Below are 21,808 nucleotides of genomic sequence, written 5' to 3' on the forward strand. Positions count from 1 at the left end.
ATTCCATTTCAAGCCAATTTTCACGGTTGTGTTTCGATGAAATCTGGAATGGATTGAATGGCTCAAGGCGGCGCGGCGCCATGCGGGTCGGGCCAGGCCAAACGCGGCTCAGGCGGCAAGGTCTGGCGAGCACAGCTGCCTGACGGGCAGGGAGCTCGGCGATTCGGTGACTCCGGTGGAGCATTGCGTCACCCCCGCGCAGCGGACGCAGGAGGTCGCGCCAGCCGAGCGGCGGACCGGGCGCGGGATGCCGGTCTGGCCACGGATGGGCGCGTCGGGTGAACGCAGGGGGTCCCGACGCGACCGCGTGCTCTCGGGGCGGATGGGTATGAACCTGCGGCCGATGAACTCGGGACGGCAGCTGTGGAATACTCGGCACGCCCCTGCCGTGTGGCCGTCTGCAGCCGGTGGCCCGGCCCCGTTGAAAGCACCCGATGAGCCTGAATTCCGACCTCCTGCAATCCTCCCCCGTGGCCATCATCGGTCTGGGCTATGTGGGCCTGCCGCTGGCGGTGGCCTTCGGCAAACAGCGGCCCGTGATCGGCTTCGACATCAACACCGACCGCATCGCCCAGTTGAACGCCGGTGAGGACGCCACGCAGGAAACCACGCCGGCGCAACTGGCCGCGGCCACCCAGTTGCGCTTCACCAGCGACGTGGCCGATCTGGCCGCCTGCCGCACCTTCATCGTGACCGTGCCCACGCCCGTGGACGAGGCGCTGCAGCCCGACCTGAGGCCGCTGGAAAGCGCCAGCGCCACGGTGGGTCGCGTGCTCAAGGCCGGCGACGTGGTGATCTACGAGTCCACCGTGTACCCCGGCGCAACCGAAGAGGTGTGCGTGCCCATCCTCGAGCAGGTCAGCGGCCTGCGGTACCTCTGCGACGGCGCGTGCCCGCCCGGACCTGCCGACCCCGCCATCGGCAACGCGCCAGACGCATGCGCCGAGCAGGGCGAGGGCCAAGGTTGCAGCGAAGGGCCGTCCCGAGCAAAGCCAGTCCCCCTGGGAGGCAGCGGACCAGACGCGAGCGCCGGGGAGCGTGGGGGCCAAGGCTGCAGCGAAGGGCCGCCCCGAGCAAAGCCAGCCCCCTTGGGGGGCAGCGGACCAGGCGCGTGCGCCGGGGAGCGTGGGGGCCAGTTCTTCCACTGCGGCTACTCCCCCGAACGCATCAACCCCGGGGACAAGGTCAACACGCTGGAGACCATCACCAAGATCACGAGCGGCTCGACCCCGGCGGCCGCGGCGTATGTGGACCAGCTGTACGCCAGCATCGTCACGGCCGGCACCTACCGGGCCAGCTCCATCCGCGTGGCCGAGGCGGCCAAGGTCATCGAAAACACGCAGCGCGACCTGAACATCGCGTTCGTCAACGAGCTGTCGGTGCTGTTCGCCCGCCTGGAATTGGACACGCTGGAGGTACTGGAGGCGGCGGGCAGCAAATGGAACTTCCTGCCGTTCAAGCCGGGACTGGTGGGCGGGCACTGCATCGGCGTTGACCCGTACTACCTCACGCACAAGGCGCAGGCCGTGGGCTACAACCCGCAGGTGATCCTGGCCGGCCGGCGCATCAACGACAACATGGCGCGCTACGTGGCGCGCAACGTCATCCGGCTGATGCTGCAGGGCGGCCTGGACGCCCCGCGCTGCCGCGTGGGCGTGCTGGGCATCACCTTCAAGGAGAACTGCCCCGACGTGCGCAACAGCAAGGTCGTGGACATGGTGCGCGAGTTCGAGGGCTGGGGCATGCAGGTGGTGGTCAGCGACCCCGTGGCCGACCCGGCCGAGGTGCAGGCCGCCTACGGCATCCCGCTGCAGGCCATCGACGCCGACCACCCCGTGGATGTGCTCGTCGTGGCCGTGGGCCACAGCGCCTACCGCGCCCTGACGCCGGCGCAGCTCAAGGCGCTGGTGCGGGGCCCGCAGCCCGTGCTGGCCGATGTGAAAAGCCTGTACGACCGCCATGCGCTGGCGGCGCTCGGGTTCAGCGTGTTTCGCCTCTGAGCGCAGGGCAGGCCGGCGGGGGGCTGGTCCTGGCATGCGCCGTCCTGCAAGGCTTTGGGGCGACCGATGGCGGGATTGCTCCCGCCCGTTCAACCGCACGCCCAGCACCGCCGCCTCTGCTGGCTGGGTACGGCCGGCCGAGCTGCCTGAACCGCGCACCGTGCGCCTGCTGCCCGTGGCCCTGGAGGGCCGGCCGGCTTCTGCCGCAGGCCGGCGGCGTTGGATGCCGGCCTCAACCCGCGGAGGGCGCGGGCTGCCGCAGCAGGCGCATGCCCCTTCGCCAGTCCACCATGCTGTGGCTGTGGCGACGGTGTCGCCGTGCCGCGTTGGCCGTTCAGCGCGTGGCCGGTCGGTGCCGACGCTGCCGGGACTGCACGCGGTGCAGCGCGCTGGCCTGGACGCACAACCGCCAACAGCCCCTTAGCGTTGCATCAGCAAAGAGGTATGCATCGATGGGCGATTCATCCAAATCGGAAACAGGCGCATACCCCAGCGCGATGCAACCGACGCCATGGCGCTATGCTCAGCACCTTTGCCGCCTGCTGCACCGCCATGACCGAGCCCACCCGCCTTGCTGCGCCTGACCCCGAATCGCCTGCCCGCTGCACGCGCCGCCAAGCAGGCCTGGCCCTGAGCCTGACGGGGGCGCGTGTGCTCGCCCCGTGGCTGGGCGCCGGCCTGGCCGGCGCCGCCTTGAGCGCGTGCGGGGCACGCACGGCCGAAGACTTCGACCGCCTGTGGTCCCAGGTGCGCGGTGTGCCCCAGGGCGCGTCTGGTGGCGCCGGCAGCACGCCGGGCCAGCGCCTGCTGGTGTTCTTCGACACCCGTTGCGGGTTCTGCACCCAGCTCTGGCACAACCTGCAGCCGGCGATGGCGAGCTGGCAGACGCTGTGGGTGCCGGTGGCCATCCTGGCGCCGGCCAGCCGCGACGAGGCGCTGGCCTTGCTCTCCAGCCCCGAGCCCCAGGCCTGGCTGCAGGCCCACATGCAGCGTCGGCCCACGGCGCCTGCGCCCGTCGACGCCGCGCTGGGCGCGGTGCTGGACGCGAACCTCAAAGCCATGGAGGGCTTACCTGGCAGCTCGCGCGCCGTGCCTCAGAGCGTGGGCCTCAAGGGCGAGGCCCTGCACGTGGTGCGCGGCGCCTTGCCGCTGGCGCGCCTGCAGGCCGAGTTCGCGTGAGGCGCGTGCAGCGGCTGTCGTTGCCGGGCGCGCCGGCACGGTGACGGGAATCGGTCAAGCGACGCCTGCCGGTGGGCTGCAGAGGCTCATGCCCACTCGGGGGAAGTTGACGTTGGACCGGCTTGACGCCGATGGACCTCTCGCCGGACCGTGATCGAACCCGTGGGGAGATCGCCAGCGTGGTGCACAGCCCAAGGTGAGGGTTTTGGGATTGTGCAGTATGCAATCAGCGCCGTTGCTTGGTGATCGGCAAAGGGCTGATACTGCTTTTCAAGGAGTGACTGTGCCAAGCGGCCATCACAGGGGGGCGTGGGCGTACCAGCGGGGCGAAGCCCACTGCAGGACCACGGCGGCCAGCACGCCGAGGTAGCCCAGCCAGGCCAGGGCGCTGGTGGCCGATTGGCCCTGGGCGCCGGCGACCATCAGGCAGACCCAGGCGATGCCGGCGAGGCCGAACTGCGCCACACGTCCGCCGCGTCGCACGATGCGCAGCGGGGTTTGGCAGTGCGGGCAGCAGCGCTGAGTGCGTGCCTTGCCCTGGTGATGCGTGGCTTTGGCGGTCAGGCCGCGCCAGCCGATGTGGGCCTGGCAGGCCGGGCAGGTGTTGGCCGGGCCAAGGGAAGGGGTGGGGTCGGTCATGGTGTCAGAGCGGCCGAAGGACGGCCGGCAGGTGAGGGCGCCCGACGTGGGGCTGCGGCGCCGGTGCCCGGCAAGCGCATGTCGGTGTCGGGGACGTGACGGCTGAGTCGCCCAGACCCGCCAAGCGCCATGCATCGAGGATGGTGTGCCGCAGCGCATTGGCGTGACCCCGCAAGCCGCTGGGGTGCTGGCTGGCGGGTGCGCCCGTGGGCAGGGTCGAATGGGTGTGGTCCTGGCCAAGATGGGCCGAGCAAAGGGACCGCATTGTGCCAAGCGGATTGGGTCCCTGTCGCCAGACGCAGGCTGGCAGCGGCCGTGGCGACTGCGCCGCTGGACCGGTTCATCCCCATCCTGACGGGCTGCGCCGCACTGAACACGCTGGCGTTGAGGCACCGAGGCGCACCGGGCGGCTCAGCGCAGCCGCCGTCTGCGCCTGAGCACCGCAGCCAGCCCCAGCAACATCGCTGTCGCCAGCATGCCAGGACCTTGGAGCGACGGCACCGGCGCCACCGTGACCAGGCGCAGCGTCAAGGTGCTGTCACGCTGAATGTTGTAGTCCGCCAGGGTGCGTCCATCCAGCAGCGCCCGCCCCGCGAAGCTCAGCAGCTGCTGATCGGCGGCGATGCCTGTCTGGTCCTCGATTTTTTGCTTGACCTGCTGGATGGCATCGCTGCCTTCGACGTCCAGCGTGATCGTGGTGCCGTTTGGCAAAGCGATGAAGATCTGCATCGGGTTGGGAGGAGTTCGGGGCGACGTCGCAGCCTAGCATGCTCCCCTGGGGGCAGGCGACGTGCGCGCCGCGCAGTCCAAGGTCCGGGTGCATCGGTTCAGGGCCTGGCTGGGGACACGGCGGCGGCCAGGGTGTTTGTCCCCGTGGCCGGGACCGACGCGGGGGACCCAGCCGGAGCTGACGCAGGGTCTGCTTCGGCGCGTGCCTTGTAGATTGCGAGCACATGCTGCGCGAAGTCGTTGGTCAGCAAGCGCGACAGCGGCGTGGCGTACCAGTTGAAGCGCGTGCTCACACGCCAGCGGATGCTCAGCGTCAGGCGCGTGCCCCCGGCTTCTGGCGTGAGCCGGTAGCCGGCGTCCAGCATGTCGAAGTAGTCGCCGCCGATGGTGACGTGGTCGTCCAGCGCGCCCTGCGGGATGTCGCCGGGCTGGAAGTCGAAGCGCCAGTGCACGTGCTCGTTCTCGCGCAGGTCGGTGATGTACTCCTTGAAGCGGATGCCTTGGTGCCACTGCACCTCGCGCACGGGCTGGTCAGTGCCCGTGGTGACCACGCCGAGCGGGCGCGGCACACCGGCCAGCCAGGCCAGGGCGGTGCCGCCTTCGTCGGGACCGATGTCCTGGATGTGGAAGATGTCGTGCCAGATGCGGGCGGGCGGCGCCGCGATCCACACGCTCTGCTCGGCCTGGGCATAGGTGTCGGGCAGCGGCAGGCGGTGCTCCACGCCACCCAGCAGCAGCGGCAGGGCGATGACGCAACCCAGCGCATGCCGGGGCCAGTGGGTCAGGCGGCAGATGACGCCCATCACCAGACCGGCCACCGCGCCCAGCAGGGCAAACAGCGGCACGATGAAGACGGCGCACACCAGGCCCTCGATGAGGATGGCCATGCTGCCCAGCACCATCAGCGCCGTGGCGCCCATGGGGGCGAACACGTAGAACAGCCAGCTGCGGCGACGCTGGCGCTCGGCCAGGTAGACGGTGGCGGCGCCGCAGACGATGGGCGCACCGTAGATGCAGGCGGCCAGCATGGCCGAGAAGGCATCGCCGGGTTCCCCAAAAAAGGCCAGCCGCAGCGCCAGGCCGATCAAGGCGCCGATCAGCGGCGGCCACCAGGCGGCGAAAGGCCAGTCGGGCGCCAGGGCTGCATCGCCGCGCGGTGACGGTGGGGCGGCCGCATCGGCCGCCAGGGCAGGGCTCGTCACAACCGGCACGGTGGGGGTGGACGGCGTGGCGTCGTGGGGGCGTGTGGGGATGGTCATGGTGTGCGGTGCGTCCCAGTGGGTGTGGAAGGAGGATGCCCGCCCTCATGCAGGCTGGCGGTGGACGTGGTGTGAGGCGGCATCGGCTGGCTGCGGTGCGGCATGGTGTTCTTCGCGCGGCGAGCAAGGCCCGGTCGGCAAGGCGTGGCCAGCATGGCGCGCACGGTCAGCCCCACAACGTGGGCTTCATCACCATCAACCCGTAGATGGCCAGCATGGCGACGAAAGCGGGGTAGCCCAGGGCTTCCCAGCGGCGGGCGAGTTGCCAGTAGCGGGGCGGCAACTCGCCGCGGCCGTCGATGACCGCCAGCGCGGCGATGCGCTGCATCTCGATCTGCATGACCACCACGGGCAACCAGCACAGGCCGGCCACGGCGTACAGGGCCAGCGCCAGCGTCAGCCACGGGGTGCTCAGCGGCCATCCCGCCCAATGGGCCAAGGCCACGCCGGACGCCAGCTGCACCACGCCGGCGGGCGCGGTGAACCACGTGTCGGCGCGCACCACCAGCCGCGCCACCGTGGCCTGGGCCGCCACGCTGTGGCTGCGGTTGGCGAAGAACAGGTAGAAGGCCGAGCCGAAGCCCGTGCCGACCAGCAGCACGCTGGACAGGATGTGCAGGGTTTTGAGCAGCAGGTAAGTGGTCATGGCGGGCTTTCAGGTGCGGGGGCGGAGACAAGACGCGGCGTGATGGTTCACAAGGCGTTGACCAGCCAGGGGGGCGCGGTCCCAGGGGCATGAACAGGCTCCGGTGTCGATGGGCGCGTAGCCGATCTTCTTGCCGTACGGGGCGCGGGGCACGACTCAGCCGCAGCGGGCTGGACGGCGTCAGGCGCACGATCAGGTGGGCGTGGCCTGGGTGTCCGGCGGCCGGTCATGCGGACCTCCGTGTCGCGGCCGTGTGTGCCGCGGCGCTTGCGGGGCCGGCTGCGGCATTGACATCTGCATCGGCATCGGCATCGGCATCGACCGCCGTGGTCGGCGCATGGTGGCCGCCGGCGTGCAGCCAGAGCAGGTACAGTGCGGCGGCCAGGGGCAGGTTCTTCAGCAGCGGCCCCAGCGGGTGCAGCCACAACGCGGGCTGCAGCACGGTGGCCAGCAGCGTCATCGCGGCCATGGCCAGGCCGGCGCTGGCATAGGCGGCGCGGCTGGGCCGCCACCCCAGCCACAGGCCGATGGCCAGGTCCACGGCAGCGCCGCCTGCGATCAAGGTGTGGCTGATCCACAGCGGGTATTGGCCCAAACCCGATAGCAGGTCAACGCTGATGCCATGAAACCCCCACAGGCTGACGGCTGCGGTCCACCACCACACCAGCACCAGGCTGGCCCGCAGGGCGCGCCAGCCTGGGCGCAGGTCCGCCGCGTGGGCGGTGTGGTGGGCGGCAGTGGACGGACGGACTTGGGGCATGGCGGGCTTTCAGCGCGTGGCGCCTTGGTCAACGGGGGCCACGGGCGTGCGCCAGCTCGGCAGCAGCGCCTCGGGCGGCGTGGGGGCGCGCCCCAGCGCGGCCTGCAGGGCACCGGACGCGGTGGCGTTGGGCGTGCGCATCAGCGTCCACGAGGCGCTGCACCAGGGCGACACCGGCACCACGTCGCCCAGCCACGCGGTGACCTGGCTGAACCATTCGGGTTGCACCAGCTGCCGTGCCGGCGGCAAGCCCAGCTGGGCGCGCAGGCTGGCGATGAAGTCGGCCATGCTCAGCGCCCGGGCGCCGCCCAGCGCCAACAGGCCGGTGGCGGGCGACCCCGGTGCGGCGAACGGGGCTGGCCAGGCCTCGCCCAGCGCCAGCCGAACCACGGCCTCGGCCAGCTCTGCCACGGCCAGCGGCTGAATCGGCTGGGTGTGCGCGGCCCGCGGCAGGGGCAGCACCGGCAGGCGGGCCAGCGCCATGAAGAGCGCGCTGGACTGCCCTCCGCGACCGAACACCAGGCTGGGGCGCAGCACCAGGCCGTCGAGCTGGCCGGCCGCGGTCAAGCCCAGCAGGTGCGCATCGGCGTCGCGCTTGGTGCGCGCATAGGCGGTGTCGTTGTCGGCGATGCCCAGTGCCGACACCTGCACCACGCGCCGCACGCCGGCCTGGGCGCAGGCCGTGAACAGGGCGCGCGGCGCGTCGGCGTGCAAGGCCTGCAGCGAACGGCCGGGCCGGTCGCGCAGCGCGCCCACGGCGTTGATGACGAGGTCCACGGGCTGGCCGCTGGCGGGGTCGCTGAGCCACGGCCGCCAGGCCTGGGGCTGCGTCATCTGGCTGAAGGGGCAGGCGGGCCGGCTGCTGCGGCTGGCGCCGATGACGTGGTGGCCGCGCGCGCGCAAGGCGGCGGCGATGTGGCGGCCGATGAAGCCGCTGGCACCGGTCACGAGGATGGTTCGCGGGTGATCGGCGCCGTGGCCGTCAGGCGGTGTGGCGCTGGCGGTGACGCCCGGTGAGGCGGGCTCCGGCGCCAGGCTGGCCAGGGCGGTGGTCTGGGCCGGGTCTGGTGTGTGCGGGGGCAGCTCGCACCGGCCGGCGGAGCAGGTCTGGCTGCGCTGGGCTGCGGCCAGGGCCGCCCGGCGCGCCGCGCGCTCGAACAGCGGGGCGATCAGCCAGGCCGGCAGCCGCTGTCGGTACCGGGCCACCCAGGGGTAGAGGCGCCGGCTCAGGCCGCCCAGCAGCGGGTGGGCCAGCGCCCGCTGAACGGGGTCCAGCCCGACCGCGTGGTAGAGCACGCGAAACGCATCGACGCCGCTGAACACGCGCCCGCCCGCGTCCTGGCAATGCATGGCCTGCATCAGGTCGGCGCGGCCCACGGGCCCGCTGGCGAAGTCGGGCGCGCTGCAGTCGACGAACCGCAGGCGCTGTTGCAGGTCGCGCACCCGCAGGTTGGTCATCTCGGCCGCGCACAGGCGGCAGCTGGCGTCGTAGTACACCTGAACCGGCCACTGCAGCGAGGCCAGGACGAGCGGGGCAGCGTGTGTGTGATTCATTTGTGTAATTTCAGTCAAAACAGAAATTAATGACCCAAAAAAGCCGAGCCGGGATGATGCCGGCATGGCCTGCCCACGGGTGAGCCAGGCCAGCGGGATCGACAGGGCAGCGCGCGGCGCGGCTCACGAGGCGTCTCCCCCGCGCACGAACTTCTGGATGCTGGCCCCCAGGCTCAAGACCTTGACCAGCGTGCCGGGCGACAGCCGCAGCATTTCGTCGGACCAGCGGTTGAGCTGGTCCATGAGTTCGCAGGTGGCGCGCAGGCGGTCTTGCGCATCGGGCGGCTCGTTGGCGAAATCGGGGCGGTCGCACAAGGCCTGCAGCAGCTGGGTGGTGGGGGTGAACTCGCGCTCCTTGCGGCCCTTGACCACGACGCGGAACAGCTCCCACACGTCGGACGTGGTCTCGAAGTAATCGCGCCGGTCACCCAGCACCTGCGAAGTGCGCACCAGGTTCCAGCTCTGCAGCTCGCGCAGGCTGGTGCTGACGTTGGAGCGCGCCACCTTCAGGGTCTCGGCCAGGGCCTCGGCATGCAGGGGCTTGCCATGGATGAACAGCAGCGCATGGATTTGCGCCACCGTGCGGTTCACGCCCCAGGCCGTGCCCATTTCGCCCCAGTGGGTGATGAATCGCTGTTGAATCTCGCTCAGTTCCATGCGGCGCAGTTTATCTGGTCTGTCATTTCAGTCAATACAGAAATTTAAAAGAGCAAGCCCTCCGATCTCACAGCAGGGCATGAGCCGCAGGGTTCGAGCATCAGCGGATGCTGGGCATGGGGGTCCACCCGCTCCAGGGCTTGAAGCGGTGCAGGGGACGGCACCCATCCACCGCGTCAGCCGCCTGTGCCGGTCCGCCCCGATCCACCACCCAGCGGGCGCTGCGGTGTGTGCGGGTGCACGGCATGCGCGGGTGAGGCCTGCTGGTCGATCCGGCCACGTGCGCGGGCGAGCGGCTCCACGAGACCAGGCGCCGCGTTCTGTGCAGGGGCGATGCAGGTCACGGCTCGCGGGACGGAGGTGTTTGGCATCTGCATGGGTATGCATCCCTTCTCGTTTTCAGAGAAACGGCCATGGGGTGATACTGCCTTCATCCATGCGATGCCAACACGCGCCGCCGGCTGCTCAAGCCTCGCGGTGCGCCAGCAGGAAGTCGATGCAGGTGCGCACGGCCCGCGTCTGGTGGCGGCCGGGCAGCCAGCACAGGGCAATGCGCTGGCCGAAGATGGACAGCTGCCAGTCGGCCAGCAGGTGCACGACCTCGCCGCTGGCCATTTCGCTGGCCACCACGTAGTCGGGCACCAGGCCCACGCCCAGGTCGGCCAGGATGGCCTGGCGCAGGAAGGGGAAGTGCTCCGAGATCAGCGAGGCCTCCAGCATGACCTCGTGCTGCTCGGCCTTGCCGCGCTCGCCTTGCCAGGCGCGCAGGCGCACGTGGCGCCCCGGCACGCTGGCCGTGATCAGGGGCACGCTGCGCAGCGCCTGGGGCGTGGTCGGCGCGCCGTGCTGGGCGATCCAGCGGCGCGTGGCGCAGACCAGGTAGCGCACGCGGCCCATGTCGCGCGCGACCACGTTGGGCGGCGGCTCGTGCAGGATGCGCACGGCCACGTCCACGTCGTCGCGGATGAGGTCATCGACGCGGTTTTCGAACAGCACGTCGAGCACGATGGCCGGGTAGGCGCGCTTGAAGGCGATCAGCCAGTCGCTCATCACCATCTGCCCATAGCCGCTGGGCACGGCCAGGCCGACGCGGCCCTGCAGGCCCTGGCCCAGGGTGGCGATGGTCTCGCGCGCGGCCAGCATCTCGTTGCGGATGACCTGGGCGTGCTCGTACAGGCGCTGGCCGATTTCGGTGGGCTCGACACGCCGCGTGGTGCGGCGCACCAGCTGCACGCCCGCGGCTTTTTCCAGCTGGTTCAGGTGGTAGCTGACGTTGGCGCGGCTGGTCTTGAGGCGCTGGGCGGCTTGGCTGAGGTTGCCTGCATCGAGGATGTCGACCAGCAGCGTGAGGCCGGCCAGCTCGACCTGGGGCAGCGCGTCGGCGGCGGCGGGGCTGGACGAAGCGGTGCGTGCCATGTGTGATTGTCAAAAATAATATGACGTTGTGTTCATGAATTATGCAATTGTCAAAGTTTCTTCGCGGCTGGACAATCCGCACCGTCGCTGACTCAGCAGCACGTTCATTCAAGGAGATTCACATGTCGGACGCCGGTTTTCAGTGGGATGACCCCTTTCACCTCGATCAGCAGCTCACCGAAGACGAGCGCATGATCCGCGACGCCGCCCGCGCCTACTGCCGCGACAAGCTGGCCACGCGCGTGCAGGCCATGTTCCGCAACGAGTCGGTCGACACCAGCATCTTCCGCGAGATGGGCGAGCTGGGCCTGCTCGGCCCCACCATCCCGACCGAGTACGGCGGCGCCGGCCTCAATTACGTGAGCTACGGCCTGGTGGCGCGCGAGATCGAGTACATCGACTCGGGCTACCGCTCCATGGCCTCGGTGCAGTCCTCGCTGGTGATGGTGCCGATCAACGAATTCGGCACGGAAGCGCAAAAGCAGAAGTACCTGCCCAAGCTGGCCTCGGGCGAGTTCATCGGCTGCTTCGGCCTGACCGAGCCCGACCACGGCTCCGACCCCGGCTCCATGGCCACCCGCGCCTACAAGGTCGACGGCGGCTACAAGCTCAAGGGCAGCAAGATGTGGATCACCAACTCGCCGATCGCCGACGTGTTCGTGGTCTGGGCCAAGGAGGTCGAGACCAACGGCACCGTGGGCCCCATCCGCGGCTTTGTGCTGGAAAAAGGCATGAAGGGCCTGTCGGCGCCGGCCATCCACGGCAAGGTCGGCCTGCGTGCCTCCATCACCGGCGAAATCGTCATGGACGATGTGTTCGTGCCCGAAGAAAACGCCTTCCCCGAAGTGCGCGGTCTGAAGGGCCCGTTCACCTGCCTGAACAGCGCCCGCTTCGGCATCGCCTGGGGCGCCATGGGGGCGGCCGAGTTCTGCTGGCACACCGCTCGCCAGTACACGCTGGACCGCAAGCAGTTTGGCCGCCCGCTGGCCGCCAACCAGCTGATCCAGAAAAAGCTGGCCGACATGCAGACCGAAATCACGCTGGGCCTGCAAGCCGCGCTGCGCGTGGGCCGCATGAAGGACGAGCACCAGAACGTGATCGAGATCACCTCGCTGATCAAGCGCAACAACTGCGGCAAGTCGCTGGACATCGCCCGCCTGGCGCGCGACATGATGGGCGGCAACGGCATCAGCGACGAGTTCGGTGTGGCCCGCCACCTGGTGAACCTGGAGGTGGTGAACACCTACGAAGGCACGCACGACGTGCACGCGCTGATCCTGGGCCGCGCCCAGACCGGCATCCCCGCCTTCGCGAACTGAGGGCGGCGCCGCGGCACGCTGGGCCCATGCCCGCGGACCGCGTGCGGGCAGGGGCCCACTGCCTCTGCCCAAGTCAATGGTGAAGCGGAGTATGGGCCAGTTGCCGTTCAAAATTGAACGGCAATTGGCCCATACTGCTTCTGGCTTGCTGCCAGCTGTGCCGACGTCCCTCGAGGCCTGTTGGCCGGGTCCGAGGCGTCAGACCCCGGGCGTTCAGCCGCCGCGCCGGGCGCGGTGGTAGGCCCCGGTGCCGGCCTGCAGCACGGTGTCGCCGGGTGTCAGCGCCCCGGGCTCCAGCTCGCCGGCCGCGGCCGCCTCGGCGTAGTGGGGCGCAAAGTCGATGCGCGCCAGCTCCAGCAGCGCATCCAGGCTGTCGAGGACGAAGTAGCTTTCCTGAAAGTCGTCGATGCGGTAGCGCGTGCGCATGACGCGGCTCAGGTCGAAGGCGATGCGGTGGGGCGAGGCATCGTCCAGCGCAAAGCGCGTTTCGGTGGCCGATGACACGATGCCCGCGCCATAGATGCGCAGCGCGCCGTCTTCGCGCACCAGGCCGAATTCCACCGTGTACCAGTAGACCCGGGCCAGCTGATCGAGCACGCCCAGCCGCTGGGCATGCAGGCCGCCGCGGCCGTAGGCCTGGATGTAGTCGGCCATGAGCGGGTTCATCAGCATGGGCACGTGGCCGAACACGTCGTGGAACACGTCGGGCTCTTCGAGGTAATCCAGCTGGTCGGCGCGGCGGATGAACTGGCCGGCCGGAAAGCGGCGGTTGGCCAGGTGCTCGAAGAACACCGCATCGGGCACCAGGCCGGGCACGGCCACCACCTGCCAGCCGGTGCGGCGCATCAGCACCTCGGACAGGCGCTCGAAGTCGGGGATCTGGTCGTGCCGGATCGGCAGCTCGCGCATGCCCTGCACGAACGCGGCGCAGGCGCGGCCCGGCAGCAGCCGGCTCTGCCGCTCGAACAGCGTCTGCCAGATGGCGTGGTCGGCGGCGCTGTAGCGGGCCCAGTCCTGCGCGATGGTCCAGTCCGGCCGCTCGGGCGGCTGGTTGCCGGCCAGACCGTGTTTGGCGGGCGCCGGGCTGGCCGCGGCACCGGCCTCGCGCAGCGGGCGAGCGGCGGCGGCCATGGTTCAGCCCGCCTGGCCCAGCACGCCGCGGCGCACCTGGTCGCGCTCGATGGACTGGAACAGCGCCTTGAAGTTGCCTTCGCCAAAGCCGCTGTCGCCGCGCCGCTCGATGAACTCGAAGAACACCGGGCCCAGCAGCGTCTGCGAGAAGATCTGCAGCAGCAGGCGCGGCTGGCCGCCCTCGGTGCTGCCGTCGAGCAGGATGCCGCGCGCCTGCAGCGCCGGCACGGACACGCCGTGGCCCGGCAGGCGCTCGCCCAGCATCTCGTAGTAGACGTCGTTGGGCGAGGGCATGAGTGGGATGCCAGCCATTTGCAGCGCATCGACCGTTGCGGTCAGGTCGTCGCACAGCAGCGCCACGTGCTGGATGCCCTCGCCGTTGAACTGCAGCAGGAACTCCTCGATTTGTCCGGTGCCGCCCTTGGACGATTCCTCGTTCAGCGGGATGCGGATGAGGCCGTCGGGCGCCGTCATGGCCTTGGACGTGAGGCCGGTGTATTCGCCCTGGATGTCGAAGTAGCGGATCTCGCGGAAGTTGAACAGCCGTTCGTAGAACGCGGCCCAGTGCGCCATGCGGCCGCGGTAGACGTTGTGCGTGAGGTGGTCGACGACCTTGAGGCCGTGGCCCACGGGGTGACGGTCCACGCCGGGCAGCCACTTGAAGTCGATGTCGTAGATGGATTCGCCGTCCTCGAAGCGGTCGATCAGGTACAGCGGCATGCCGCCGATGCCTTTGACGGCGGGCAGCCGCAGCTCCATGGGGCCGGTCGGCAGCTCGATGGGCTGGGCGCCCAGCTCGAGCGCGCGTCGGTAGGCCAGGTGCGAATCGCGCACGCGAAACGCCAGCCCGCAGGCGCTGGGCCCGTGCTCGGCGGCGAAGTAGCCGGCCAGGCTGTGGGGCTCGCGGTTGACGATGAAGTTGATGCCGCCCTGGCGGTACAGCAGCACGTCTTTCGAGCGGTGCTCGGCCACGCGCGTGAAGCCCATCTTCTCGAACAAGGGCTCCAACACGTTGGCTTGCGGCGAGGCAAATTCCACGAACTCGAAGCCACACAGGCCCATGGGGTTGTCGAACAGGTCGGTCATGTCGTCTCCCGGCGTCAATGCGCCACTGCATGGCCGGACTTTGGCACGATCTGCAAGGCTTTGGAAGCGCAGTGACTCTGGGGCCGAGGAGGGCTGTCGAGGTATAGACTGATCAAGCAGTATTGCTCAATCCTCGTTGTTGATGCATCGGAAATCGATGCATACCCCAAATTGATAAACCGATGACCCGCCAGCTCAGGCGGGGCGGTTCTGCAGCAGGCTGGAGATGTGCCGGGCCGCGGCCAGCAGCGGCTGCACCATGCGCTCGCGCATCGCATCGGCCCGGGTGCGGTTGGCCTGGCCCGAGAGGTTGATGGCGGCGATGGTCTGGCCGCTGCGGTTGACGATGGGGGCGGCCAGCGAGATCAGGCCTTCTTCCAGCTCCTGGTCGACCAGGCACCAGCCCTGCCGGCGCGCCTCGTCCACGCGTGCCAGGATGGCCTCGACCTCGGTCACGGTGCTGGCCGTGTGCTGGGGGCGGGGCGTGGCCTGCAGCAGCTCGCGCGCCGCGTCGGGGGGCAGGCCGGCCAGCAGCACGCGGCCCATGGAGGTGCAGTAGGCCGGCAGGCGCGAGCCCGTGCCCAGGCTCACGCGCATGATCTTGCGCGTGGACACGCGCAGCACGTAGACGATGTCGGCGCCGTCCAGCACGCTGGCCGAGCTGGATTCGCCCATGGCTTCGGACAGGTCCTCCATCACCGGCTCGGCCAGGTTCCACAGCGGCAGGGTGGACAGGTAGGCGAAGCCCAGGTCCAGGATGCGCGGCGTGAGCCGGAACAGCCGGCCGTCGCTGTCCACATAGCCCAGGGCCTGCAGCGTCAGCAGGATGCGGCGCGCGCCGGCCCGCGTGAGGCCCGTGGCGGCGGCCATGCTGGTCAGGCTGTGGGCCGGCGCCTGCGCCGTGAAGGCGCGGATGACCGCCAGGCCGCGTGCGAACGACTGCACGTAGGAATCCGAGGGGCGCTGCTCGCCGGCTGAATCGGCCGACCCGGCCAGGGCGCCCGCAGCTTCAACACCGAGGTCAGGCCGGGCCCCCCCGGGCAACGTGGCGGTCGCACGCGGGCGGCGAGGCGGGGATGACGCGGGCGGCAGGGCAGGCGGTTTAGGCGGCATGGACAAGCGGGCGGCTCACAAAGTGGACACAAGCGCTCGGCTTGCGGATAAAATTCTTTAGGCGAACAAGAGTTCGCATGACGAACAAATTATCGGCCGCCCATAGCCGGCTTGGCAAGTGTTCCGCAGTGTTCCAATGGGCAGGCCCGGCCTGTGCTGCGGCCCCGCCCGTTTTCCTTTGGAGACATCCCTCATGATTGACAAGATCGCGGCCTCGGTGGCCGACGCGCTGGCTGGCGTGCAAGACGGTTCGACCGTGCTGATCGGCGGCTTCGGCACCGCTGGCATCCCGAACGAGCTCATCGACGGCCTCATTGAGCAGGGCGCCAAGGACCTGACCCTGGTCTGCAACAACGCCGGCAATGGCGACGAGGGCGTGGCGGCACTGCTCAAGTCGGGCCGGGTGCGCAAGGTGATCTGCAGCTTCCCGCGCCAGGCCGACAGCTACGTGTTCGACGAGCTGTACCGCGCCGGCAAGGTGGAGCTGGAGCTGGTGCCGCAAGGCAACCTGGCCGAGCGCTGCCGCGCCGCCGGCGCCGGCATCGGCGGCTTCTTCACGCCCACGGGTTTTGGCACCGAGCTGGCCAAGAACCCCGATGGCAGCCTGAAGGAAACGCGCGAGATCAACGGCAAGCAGTACGTGTTCGAGTTGCCCATCTACGGCGATGTGGCGCTGGTCAAGGCCGAAACCGGCGACCGCTGGGGCAACCTGATGTACCGCAAGGCGGCGCGCAACTTCGGCCCCGTGATGGCCATGGCGGCCAAGTTCACCGTGGCCTCGGTGCACGAGGTCGTCGAGCTGGGTACGCTGGACCCCGAAACCGTGGTCACGCCCGGCATCTTCGTCAGCAAGGTGGTCAAGGTCACGCGCACCGAGACCAAGGCCGGCGGCATCAAGGCTTGATCAGGAGACGACCATGAGCTATCAAAAACGCAGCAAAGATCAACTCGCCGCCCTGGTTGCCCAAGACATCCCGGACGGCGCCTACGTCAACCTGGGCATTGGCCAGCCCACGCTGGTGGCCAACCACATCCCGGCCGGCCGCGAGGTCGTGCTGCAGTCCGAGAACGGCATCCTGGGCATGGGCCCGGCGCCGGCCAAGGGCGAGGAAGACTACGACCTCATCAACGCCGGCAAGCAGCCCGTCACGCTGCTGGCGGGCGGCAGCTTTTTCCACCATGCCGACAGCTTCGGCATGATGCGCGGCGGCCACCTGGACGTCTGCGTGCTGGGCGCGTTTCAGGTCGCCACCAACGGCGACCTGGCCAACTGGAGCACGGGTGAGCCCGGCGCCATCCCGGCCGTGGGCGGTGCCATGGACCTCGCCGTGGGCGCTAAGCAGACCTGGGTGATGATGGACCTGCTGACCAAGCAGGGCGTGTCCAAGATCGTGGACCGCTGCAGCTACCCGCTGACCGGCATCGGCTGCGTCAAGCGCGTCTACACCGACCTGGCGACCTTCGCCGTCACCGACCAGGGCATGCAGGTGCTCAGCATGGTCGATGGCCTGAGCCTGGCCGAGCTGCAGCAGCTCGTCGGCCAGCCGCTGCACGCGGCCTGATGTGTTGATGGGGTATCGTGCCACGCCCGTTTTGAAATAAACGGCAGTGGCCGCATACCCCCGCTTTCGATTTTCTGTTGCCACCCCTTTCACCCGGAGACTGTCATGACCCAAGCTTTCATCTGCGACGCCATTCGCACCCCCTTCGGCCGCTACGGCGGCGCCCTGTCCTCGGTGCGCACCGACGACCTGGCCGCCATCGTCATCCAGGCCCTGATGGCGCGCAACGCCAAGGTGGACTGGGCCAGCGTGAACGACGTGATCTTTGGCTGCGCCAACCAGGCCGGCGAAGACAACCGCAACGTGGCCCGCATGGCCGGCCTGCTGGCGGGCCTGCCCGTGGAGGTGCCCGGCGCCACCATCAACCGCCTGTGCGGCTCCAGCCTGGACGCCATCGGCACGGCCGCGCGCGCCATCAAGTCCGGTGAAACCAACCTGATGATCGCCGGCGGCGTCGAATCCATGAGCCGCGCCCCCTTCGTCATGCCCAAGGCCGAGTCGGCCTTCAGCCGCAACAACGCCGTGTACGACACGACCATCGGCTGGCGCTTCGTCAACAAGCTGATGAAGGCGCAGTTCGGCGTCGATTCCATGCCCGAGACGGCCGAGAACGTGGCCACCGATTACAAGATCGAGCGTGAAGCGCAGGACAAGATGGCGCTGAACAGCCAGTTGCGTGCCGTGGCCGCGCAAAAGGCGGGTCACCTGGCGCGCGAGATCACGCCCGTCACCATCCCGCAAAAGAAGGGCGACCCCAAGGTCGTGGACACCGACGAGCACCCGCGCGAAACCAGCCTGGAAGCGCTGGCCAAGCTCAAGGGCGTGGTGCGCCCCGATGGCACGGTGACGGCCGGCAACGCCAGCGGCGTGAACGATGGCTCGTGCGCCGTGCTGATGGCCGATGAAGCCACGGCCGCCAAGAACGGCCTGACGCCGCGTGCCCGCATCGTGGGCATGGCCACGGCCGGCGTGGCACCGCGCATCATGGGCATCGGCCCGGCGCCGGCGACCGAGAAGGTGCTGGCCCAGACCGGCATCCAGCTCGACCAGCTCGACGTCATCGAGCTGAACGAAGCCTTTGCCGCGCAAGGCCTGGCCGTGCTGCGCAGCCTGGGCCTGCAGGACGAAGACCCGCGCGTCAACGCCTGGGGCGGTGCGATTGCCCTGGGCCACCCCCTGGGCGCCTCGGGTGCCCGCCTGGTGACCACGGCCATCAACCGCCTGGAGCACACCGGTGGCAAGTACGCGCTGTGCACCATGTGCATCGGCGTGGGCCAGGGCATCGCCCTGGTGATCGAACGCGTCTGATCCCCAGCGCGCCCTGCGCGGCGGCGTCCGGCCTGGCAGACCCCCTTCGCGTGGCCTGCCAGGCCGGTTGTCTGCTGTGCGGCAGCAGGCCGCCACGAGCTGGTCTATGGTCCGCCAGCGTGCAGCCAACGAGGAGAGTCCCATGCCGTCGAATGTGCAAACCCTGGAAGTCGAAACCGGCGCGTTTCGGGTGGCTGATGAGGGCCCCCGGGAGGCGCCCGTGCTGGTGCTGTCCAACTCGCTGGGCACGACGCTGGAGATGTGGGACGCGCAGGCCGAGGTGCTCAGCCAGCGGCTGCGCGTGATCCGCTACGACACCCGCGGCCACGGGGGCAGTGTGGTCAGCTCCGGCCCCTACAGCGTGTCCGAGCTGGCGCGCGACGTGCTGCAGATCCTCGATGCCCTGGGCGTCGAGCGGGCGGCCTTCTGCGGCATCTCCATGGGCGGCATCACCGGCCTGGCACTGGCTTTGGCGGCGCCCGAACGCCTGACGCACGTGGTGGTGGCCAACAGCGCCGCCAAGATCGGCGATGCGGCCATGTGGCGTGAACGCGCGGACCTGGTGCGCCGCGAGGGCGCCAAGGCCATGTCGCAACTGGCCGAGACGGCGCCGGGCCGCTGGTTCACGCCGGCCTTCACGGCCGCCCACCCCGAGGTTGTGCAGCGCACCCAGGCCTGGATCGCCAACACCGCGCCCGAAGGCTATGCCGCCTGCTGCGATGCGCTGGGCGAGGCCGACCTGCGCGAGCCCATCGCCGCCATCCGCACGCCCACGCTGCTGATCGCCGGCGAGGTCGACCCGACCACCACGGTGGCCGATGCGCAGTTCATGCAGGCGGCGATCGACGGCGCGCAGCTGCGCGTGTTGCCCACGGCGCACCTGTCGAACGTGGAGGCCGCCGAGGCCTTCACGCAGGCGCTGGCCGACTTCGTGCAGCCGGGCGCGGCGGGCTGAGCCGGCGCGGACCGATTTCCAACAAGAACCATCAGGAGACACCATGAGCAACCCGCGCTGGACGCAGCGACCCGAGGGGTCGACCTGGGGCGATTTCGGGCCGGACGACCAACTGGGCCGCCTGAACCTGCTGACCGATGCCAAGCGCCTGCAGGGCGTGGCCGAGGTCCAGACCGGCAAGGCGTTCTGCCTGAGCCTGCCGCTGGACTACCCCGGCGGCAACGGCCTCAACCCCAACCGCCATCCGCCGGTGCTGCGGCCGACCACGCGCTCGGGGGGCGTGAACTACAACTTCCTGTTCCGGCGCCTGATCGAGGGGGCGACCGATGTGCTGTCGGACGACCTGGCCATCCTGCACCTGCAGTACTCGACCCAGTGGGATTCGTTCGCGCACGCCGGCGGCCTGTTCGACGTGAACGGCGATGGCGTGGCCGAAGCCGTCTACTACAACGGCTTTGCCGCCGGTGAGGCCGTGGTGGGCCCCAGCAGCGCCGCGGATGTCGGCGTGCCGGCCACCAACCCGCAGGCCACGGCCGAGGCCATGCGCGGCGTCAGCACCTGCGGCGCGCGCCAGCTCGGCATCGAGCACATGGCCGCCACCAGCGTGCAGGGGCGCGGCGTGCTCATCAACCTGCGCAAGCACTTTGGCGATGGCCGCACGCTGATCGGGTACGAGCAACTCATGCAGGCCATGCAGGCCGACGGCGTGGTGGTCGAGCCGGGCGACATGGTCTGTCTGTACACGGGGTTCTCGGACGTGGTGCTGGGCATGAACCGCCAGCCCGACAGCGAGGCCCTGCACAACGCCTGCGCGGTGCTGGACGGCCGCGACGAGCGCCTGCTGCAGTGGATCACCGACAGCCAGCTGGCCGTGCTGATCGCCGACAACTACGCCGTGGAAGCCTACCCCGCACGCCAGGCCGCCGTGGCTTGCTGCGCCCAGCTGCCGTTGCACGAGCACTGCCTGTTCAAGCTGGGCGTGCACCTGGGCGAGCTGTGGTACCTGCGCGAGCTGGCCGACTGGCTGGCCGCCAATGGCCGTCACCGCTTCTTGCTGACGGCGCCGCCGCTGCGCCTGCCCGGCGCCGTGGGTTCGCCGGCCACGCCCGTCGCCACCGTTTGAGGAGCACCGCATGCCTTACCTGATCGAGACCTTTGACAAGCCCGGCGCTGCAGCCGTGCGCCAGGCCGCCCGCGAGGAGCACCTGGCCTTCCTCGCGCAAGAGGCCCGCCTGCTGCTCGCCTGCGGCGCCAAGCTCAGCGACGACGGCAGCGCCGCGCTGGGTGGCTTCTACATCGTGGACCTGGAGACGCGCGAGGCCGCGCAGGACTTCATAGACCGCGACCCGTTCTCCCGCGTGCAGCTGTTCTCGGACGTGCGCATCACGCGCTGGCGCAAGGCCTACCTGGACGGTGCGTGTTTCCTGTGACTGTGTTTTGACCAGTATGGCCTGGTTCTCGTTGAATTGAGAACGAGAAGCCGGTCATACTCCTGAGTAGTGAATCGACATGAGTGAACCCCACACCGGCACGCGCGAGCGCGTGCTCATCACCGGCGGTGCCAACGGCATCGGCAAGGCCACGGCCGACGCCTGCCGTGCGCAGGGCTGGGAGGCCGTGATCATCGACCGCGAGGGGGACGGCATCCGGGCCGACCTCTCCGACCCCGAACAGACGGCCCGCGCGCTGCGCGAGGCACTGGCCGGCGGCCCCATCACGCGCCTGGTCAACAACGTGGGGGTGGTGGTGCCGGCGCTGGCGCAGGACCAGACCCTGGCGGAGTTCGAGCTGGCCGTGTCGGTCAACCTGCGCTGCAGCTTTCAGTGCATGCAGGCCCTGCTGCCGGGCATGCAGGCGGCCGGCTTTGGCCGCATCGTCAACATGTCGTCGCGCGCGGCCCTGGGCAAGGAGCTGCGCACCGCCTACAGCATGACCAAGGCCGGCCTCATCGGCATGACGCGTGTGTGGGCGCTGGAGCTCGGCGAGTTCGGCATCACGGCCAACGCGATCGGCCCGGGCCCCATCCGCACCGAACTGTTCGACCGCGCCAACCCGCCCGATTCGCCGCGCACGCAGGCCATCATCGATGGCGTACCGGTCAAGCGCCTGGGCACGCCCGACGACGTGGCGAGCGCCGTGCGCTTCTTCCTCGGCGCCGACAGTGGCTTCGTCACCGGCCAGGTGCTGTACGTCTGCGGCGGCATGACCGTGGGCGTGGCGCCGGTCTGAGGCCGGGCAAACGCCATCCCGAACCTGAGCAGCCTCCGCTGACGCCTGTCAGCGGTGCGCGGCCGTGGCGCTGCCATGGCCTTGAAACGCATGCCGGCGAGCCGGCCCTCGAGCGCGAGGGCGCGAGCCGGTGTGGATCGCCCAACGAGGTGCCCGTGCAGGTCCCCTAGGAAGGACCGCACGGGCGTTCCGCAGCGGGCATATTTGGATCGCTCACGCACGCCAGCTTGGACCCTTGCGTGCAGGAGCGACCGCAAACCCTGGAG

Annotated in this window: 21 protein-coding genes; 10 read left to right on the forward strand and 11 right to left on the reverse strand. The window is 69.7% G+C overall.

Annotated features, from left to right (window positions below; translation table 11 throughout):
- Window positions 1-434 precede the first annotated feature (434 nt).
- The gene (locus CCO03_RS20290) at window positions 435-2,000 is read left to right on the forward strand and encodes a nucleotide sugar dehydrogenase (protein WP_087278349.1); all 1,566 of its coding nucleotides are present in this window, start codon (window positions 435-437) and stop codon (window positions 1,998-2,000) included.
- Between the two features lie 552 nt (window positions 2,001-2,552).
- Window positions 2,553-3,179, forward strand: a complete 627-nt coding sequence (locus tag CCO03_RS05605; protein WP_157667518.1) for a hypothetical protein — start codon at window positions 2,553-2,555, stop codon at window positions 3,177-3,179.
- A gap of 297 nt (window positions 3,180-3,476) precedes the next feature.
- Here the strand turns inward: CCO03_RS05605 and CCO03_RS05610 are convergent, their stop codons facing one another.
- The 8 genes from CCO03_RS05610 to CCO03_RS05645 form a co-directional block, all read right to left on the reverse strand.
- Window positions 3,477-3,818, reverse strand: a complete 342-nt coding sequence (locus CCO03_RS05610; RefSeq protein WP_087278355.1) for a YfgJ family double zinc ribbon protein — start codon at window positions 3,816-3,818, stop codon at window positions 3,477-3,479.
- A gap of 411 nt (window positions 3,819-4,229) precedes the next feature.
- Window positions 4,230-4,547, reverse strand: coding sequence for a ubiquitin-like protein (locus CCO03_RS05615; RefSeq protein WP_087278360.1), 318 nt, complete (start codon window positions 4,545-4,547; stop codon window positions 4,230-4,232).
- Window positions 4,548-4,645: 98 nt separating this feature from the next.
- Window positions 4,646-5,806 carry an SRPBCC family protein gene (locus CCO03_RS05620; RefSeq protein WP_087278364.1) on the reverse strand — a complete coding sequence of 387 codons (1,161 nt, stop codon included), beginning with the start codon at window positions 5,804-5,806 and terminating at the stop codon, window positions 4,646-4,648.
- 166 nt (window positions 5,807-5,972) lie between these two features.
- Window positions 5,973-6,452: a DUF2269 family protein gene (locus tag CCO03_RS05625; protein ID WP_087278367.1), complete on the reverse strand. Its 480-nt coding sequence runs from the start codon at window positions 6,450-6,452 to the stop codon at window positions 5,973-5,975.
- 226 nt (window positions 6,453-6,678) lie between these two features.
- Window positions 6,679-7,212 carry a DoxX-like family protein gene (locus CCO03_RS20715; protein WP_087278370.1) on the reverse strand — a complete coding sequence of 178 codons (534 nt, stop codon included), beginning with the start codon at window positions 7,210-7,212 and terminating at the stop codon, window positions 6,679-6,681.
- Window positions 7,213-7,221: 9 nt separating this feature from the next.
- Entirely contained in the window at window positions 7,222-8,766 is a 1,545-nt protein-coding gene (locus tag CCO03_RS05635) for a DCC1-like thiol-disulfide oxidoreductase family protein (protein WP_169717454.1), read from the reverse strand.
- A 123-nt stretch (window positions 8,767-8,889) separates the two neighbouring features.
- Window positions 8,890-9,423 carry a GbsR/MarR family transcriptional regulator gene (locus tag CCO03_RS05640; RefSeq protein WP_087278375.1) on the reverse strand — a complete coding sequence of 178 codons (534 nt, stop codon included), beginning with the start codon at window positions 9,421-9,423 and terminating at the stop codon, window positions 8,890-8,892.
- A 465-nt stretch (window positions 9,424-9,888) separates the two neighbouring features.
- The gene (locus tag CCO03_RS05645) at window positions 9,889-10,839 is read right to left on the reverse strand and encodes a LysR family transcriptional regulator (RefSeq protein WP_087278378.1); all 951 of its coding nucleotides are present in this window, start codon (window positions 10,837-10,839) and stop codon (window positions 9,889-9,891) included.
- 122 nt (window positions 10,840-10,961) lie between these two features.
- Between CCO03_RS05645 and CCO03_RS05650 the strand changes: the two genes are divergently transcribed.
- Window positions 10,962-12,158, forward strand: coding sequence for an acyl-CoA dehydrogenase (locus CCO03_RS05650; protein WP_087278381.1), 1,197 nt, complete (start codon window positions 10,962-10,964; stop codon window positions 12,156-12,158).
- Between the two features lie 213 nt (window positions 12,159-12,371).
- On the opposite strand, the gene phhA is transcribed toward CCO03_RS05650, so the two are convergent.
- The 3 genes from phhA to CCO03_RS05665 all read right to left on the reverse strand — a co-directional run bounded on the left by phhA (window position 12,372) and on the right by CCO03_RS05665 (window position 15,371).
- Window positions 12,372-13,289, reverse strand: coding sequence for a phenylalanine 4-monooxygenase (gene phhA, locus CCO03_RS05655; RefSeq protein ID WP_087278384.1), 918 nt, complete (start codon window positions 13,287-13,289; stop codon window positions 12,372-12,374).
- 3 nt (window positions 13,290-13,292) lie between these two features.
- Window positions 13,293-14,375: a 4-hydroxyphenylpyruvate dioxygenase gene (gene hppD / locus CCO03_RS05660; protein ID WP_087278387.1), complete on the reverse strand. Its 1,083-nt coding sequence runs from the start codon at window positions 14,373-14,375 to the stop codon at window positions 13,293-13,295.
- A gap of 195 nt (window positions 14,376-14,570) precedes the next feature.
- Window positions 14,571-15,371, reverse strand: coding sequence for an IclR family transcriptional regulator domain-containing protein (locus tag CCO03_RS05665; protein ID WP_236904110.1), 801 nt, complete (start codon window positions 15,369-15,371; stop codon window positions 14,571-14,573).
- A 310-nt stretch (window positions 15,372-15,681) separates the two neighbouring features.
- Between CCO03_RS05665 and CCO03_RS05670 the strand changes: the two genes are divergently transcribed.
- From CCO03_RS05670 to CCO03_RS05700, 7 genes are all read left to right on the forward strand, one after another.
- Entirely contained in the window at window positions 15,682-16,392 is a 711-nt protein-coding gene (locus tag CCO03_RS05670; RefSeq protein ID WP_087278393.1) for a 3-oxoacid CoA-transferase subunit A, read from the forward strand.
- 13 nt (window positions 16,393-16,405) lie between these two features.
- Complete coding sequence (locus tag CCO03_RS05675) at window positions 16,406-17,050, forward strand: 3-oxoacid CoA-transferase subunit B (protein WP_087278395.1); 645 nt, start codon at window positions 16,406-16,408, stop codon at window positions 17,048-17,050.
- Between the two features lie 105 nt (window positions 17,051-17,155).
- Window positions 17,156-18,358, forward strand: a complete 1,203-nt coding sequence (pcaF, locus tag CCO03_RS05680; protein WP_087278398.1) for a 3-oxoadipyl-CoA thiolase — start codon at window positions 17,156-17,158, stop codon at window positions 18,356-18,358.
- 142 nt (window positions 18,359-18,500) lie between these two features.
- Window positions 18,501-19,313 (forward strand): 3-oxoadipate enol-lactonase, encoded by an 813-nt coding sequence (gene pcaD, locus CCO03_RS05685; RefSeq protein ID WP_087278401.1) that lies wholly within the window; start codon window positions 18,501-18,503, stop codon window positions 19,311-19,313.
- A 43-nt stretch (window positions 19,314-19,356) separates the two neighbouring features.
- The gene (locus tag CCO03_RS05690) at window positions 19,357-20,436 is read left to right on the forward strand and encodes a cyclase family protein (RefSeq protein WP_087278404.1); all 1,080 of its coding nucleotides are present in this window, start codon (window positions 19,357-19,359) and stop codon (window positions 20,434-20,436) included.
- A gap of 10 nt (window positions 20,437-20,446) precedes the next feature.
- Window positions 20,447-20,743 carry a YciI family protein gene (locus tag CCO03_RS05695; protein ID WP_087278408.1) on the forward strand — a complete coding sequence of 99 codons (297 nt, stop codon included), beginning with the start codon at window positions 20,447-20,449 and terminating at the stop codon, window positions 20,741-20,743.
- A 79-nt stretch (window positions 20,744-20,822) separates the two neighbouring features.
- Entirely contained in the window at window positions 20,823-21,542 is a 720-nt protein-coding gene (locus tag CCO03_RS05700) for an SDR family NAD(P)-dependent oxidoreductase (RefSeq protein WP_087278412.1), read from the forward strand.
- Window positions 21,543-21,808 lie beyond the last annotated feature (266 nt).

It is taken from the genome of Comamonas serinivorans, from assembly GCF_002158865.1.
In the GTDB taxonomy this organism is placed as follows: domain Bacteria; phylum Pseudomonadota; class Gammaproteobacteria; order Burkholderiales; family Burkholderiaceae_C; genus Comamonas_E; species Comamonas_E serinivorans.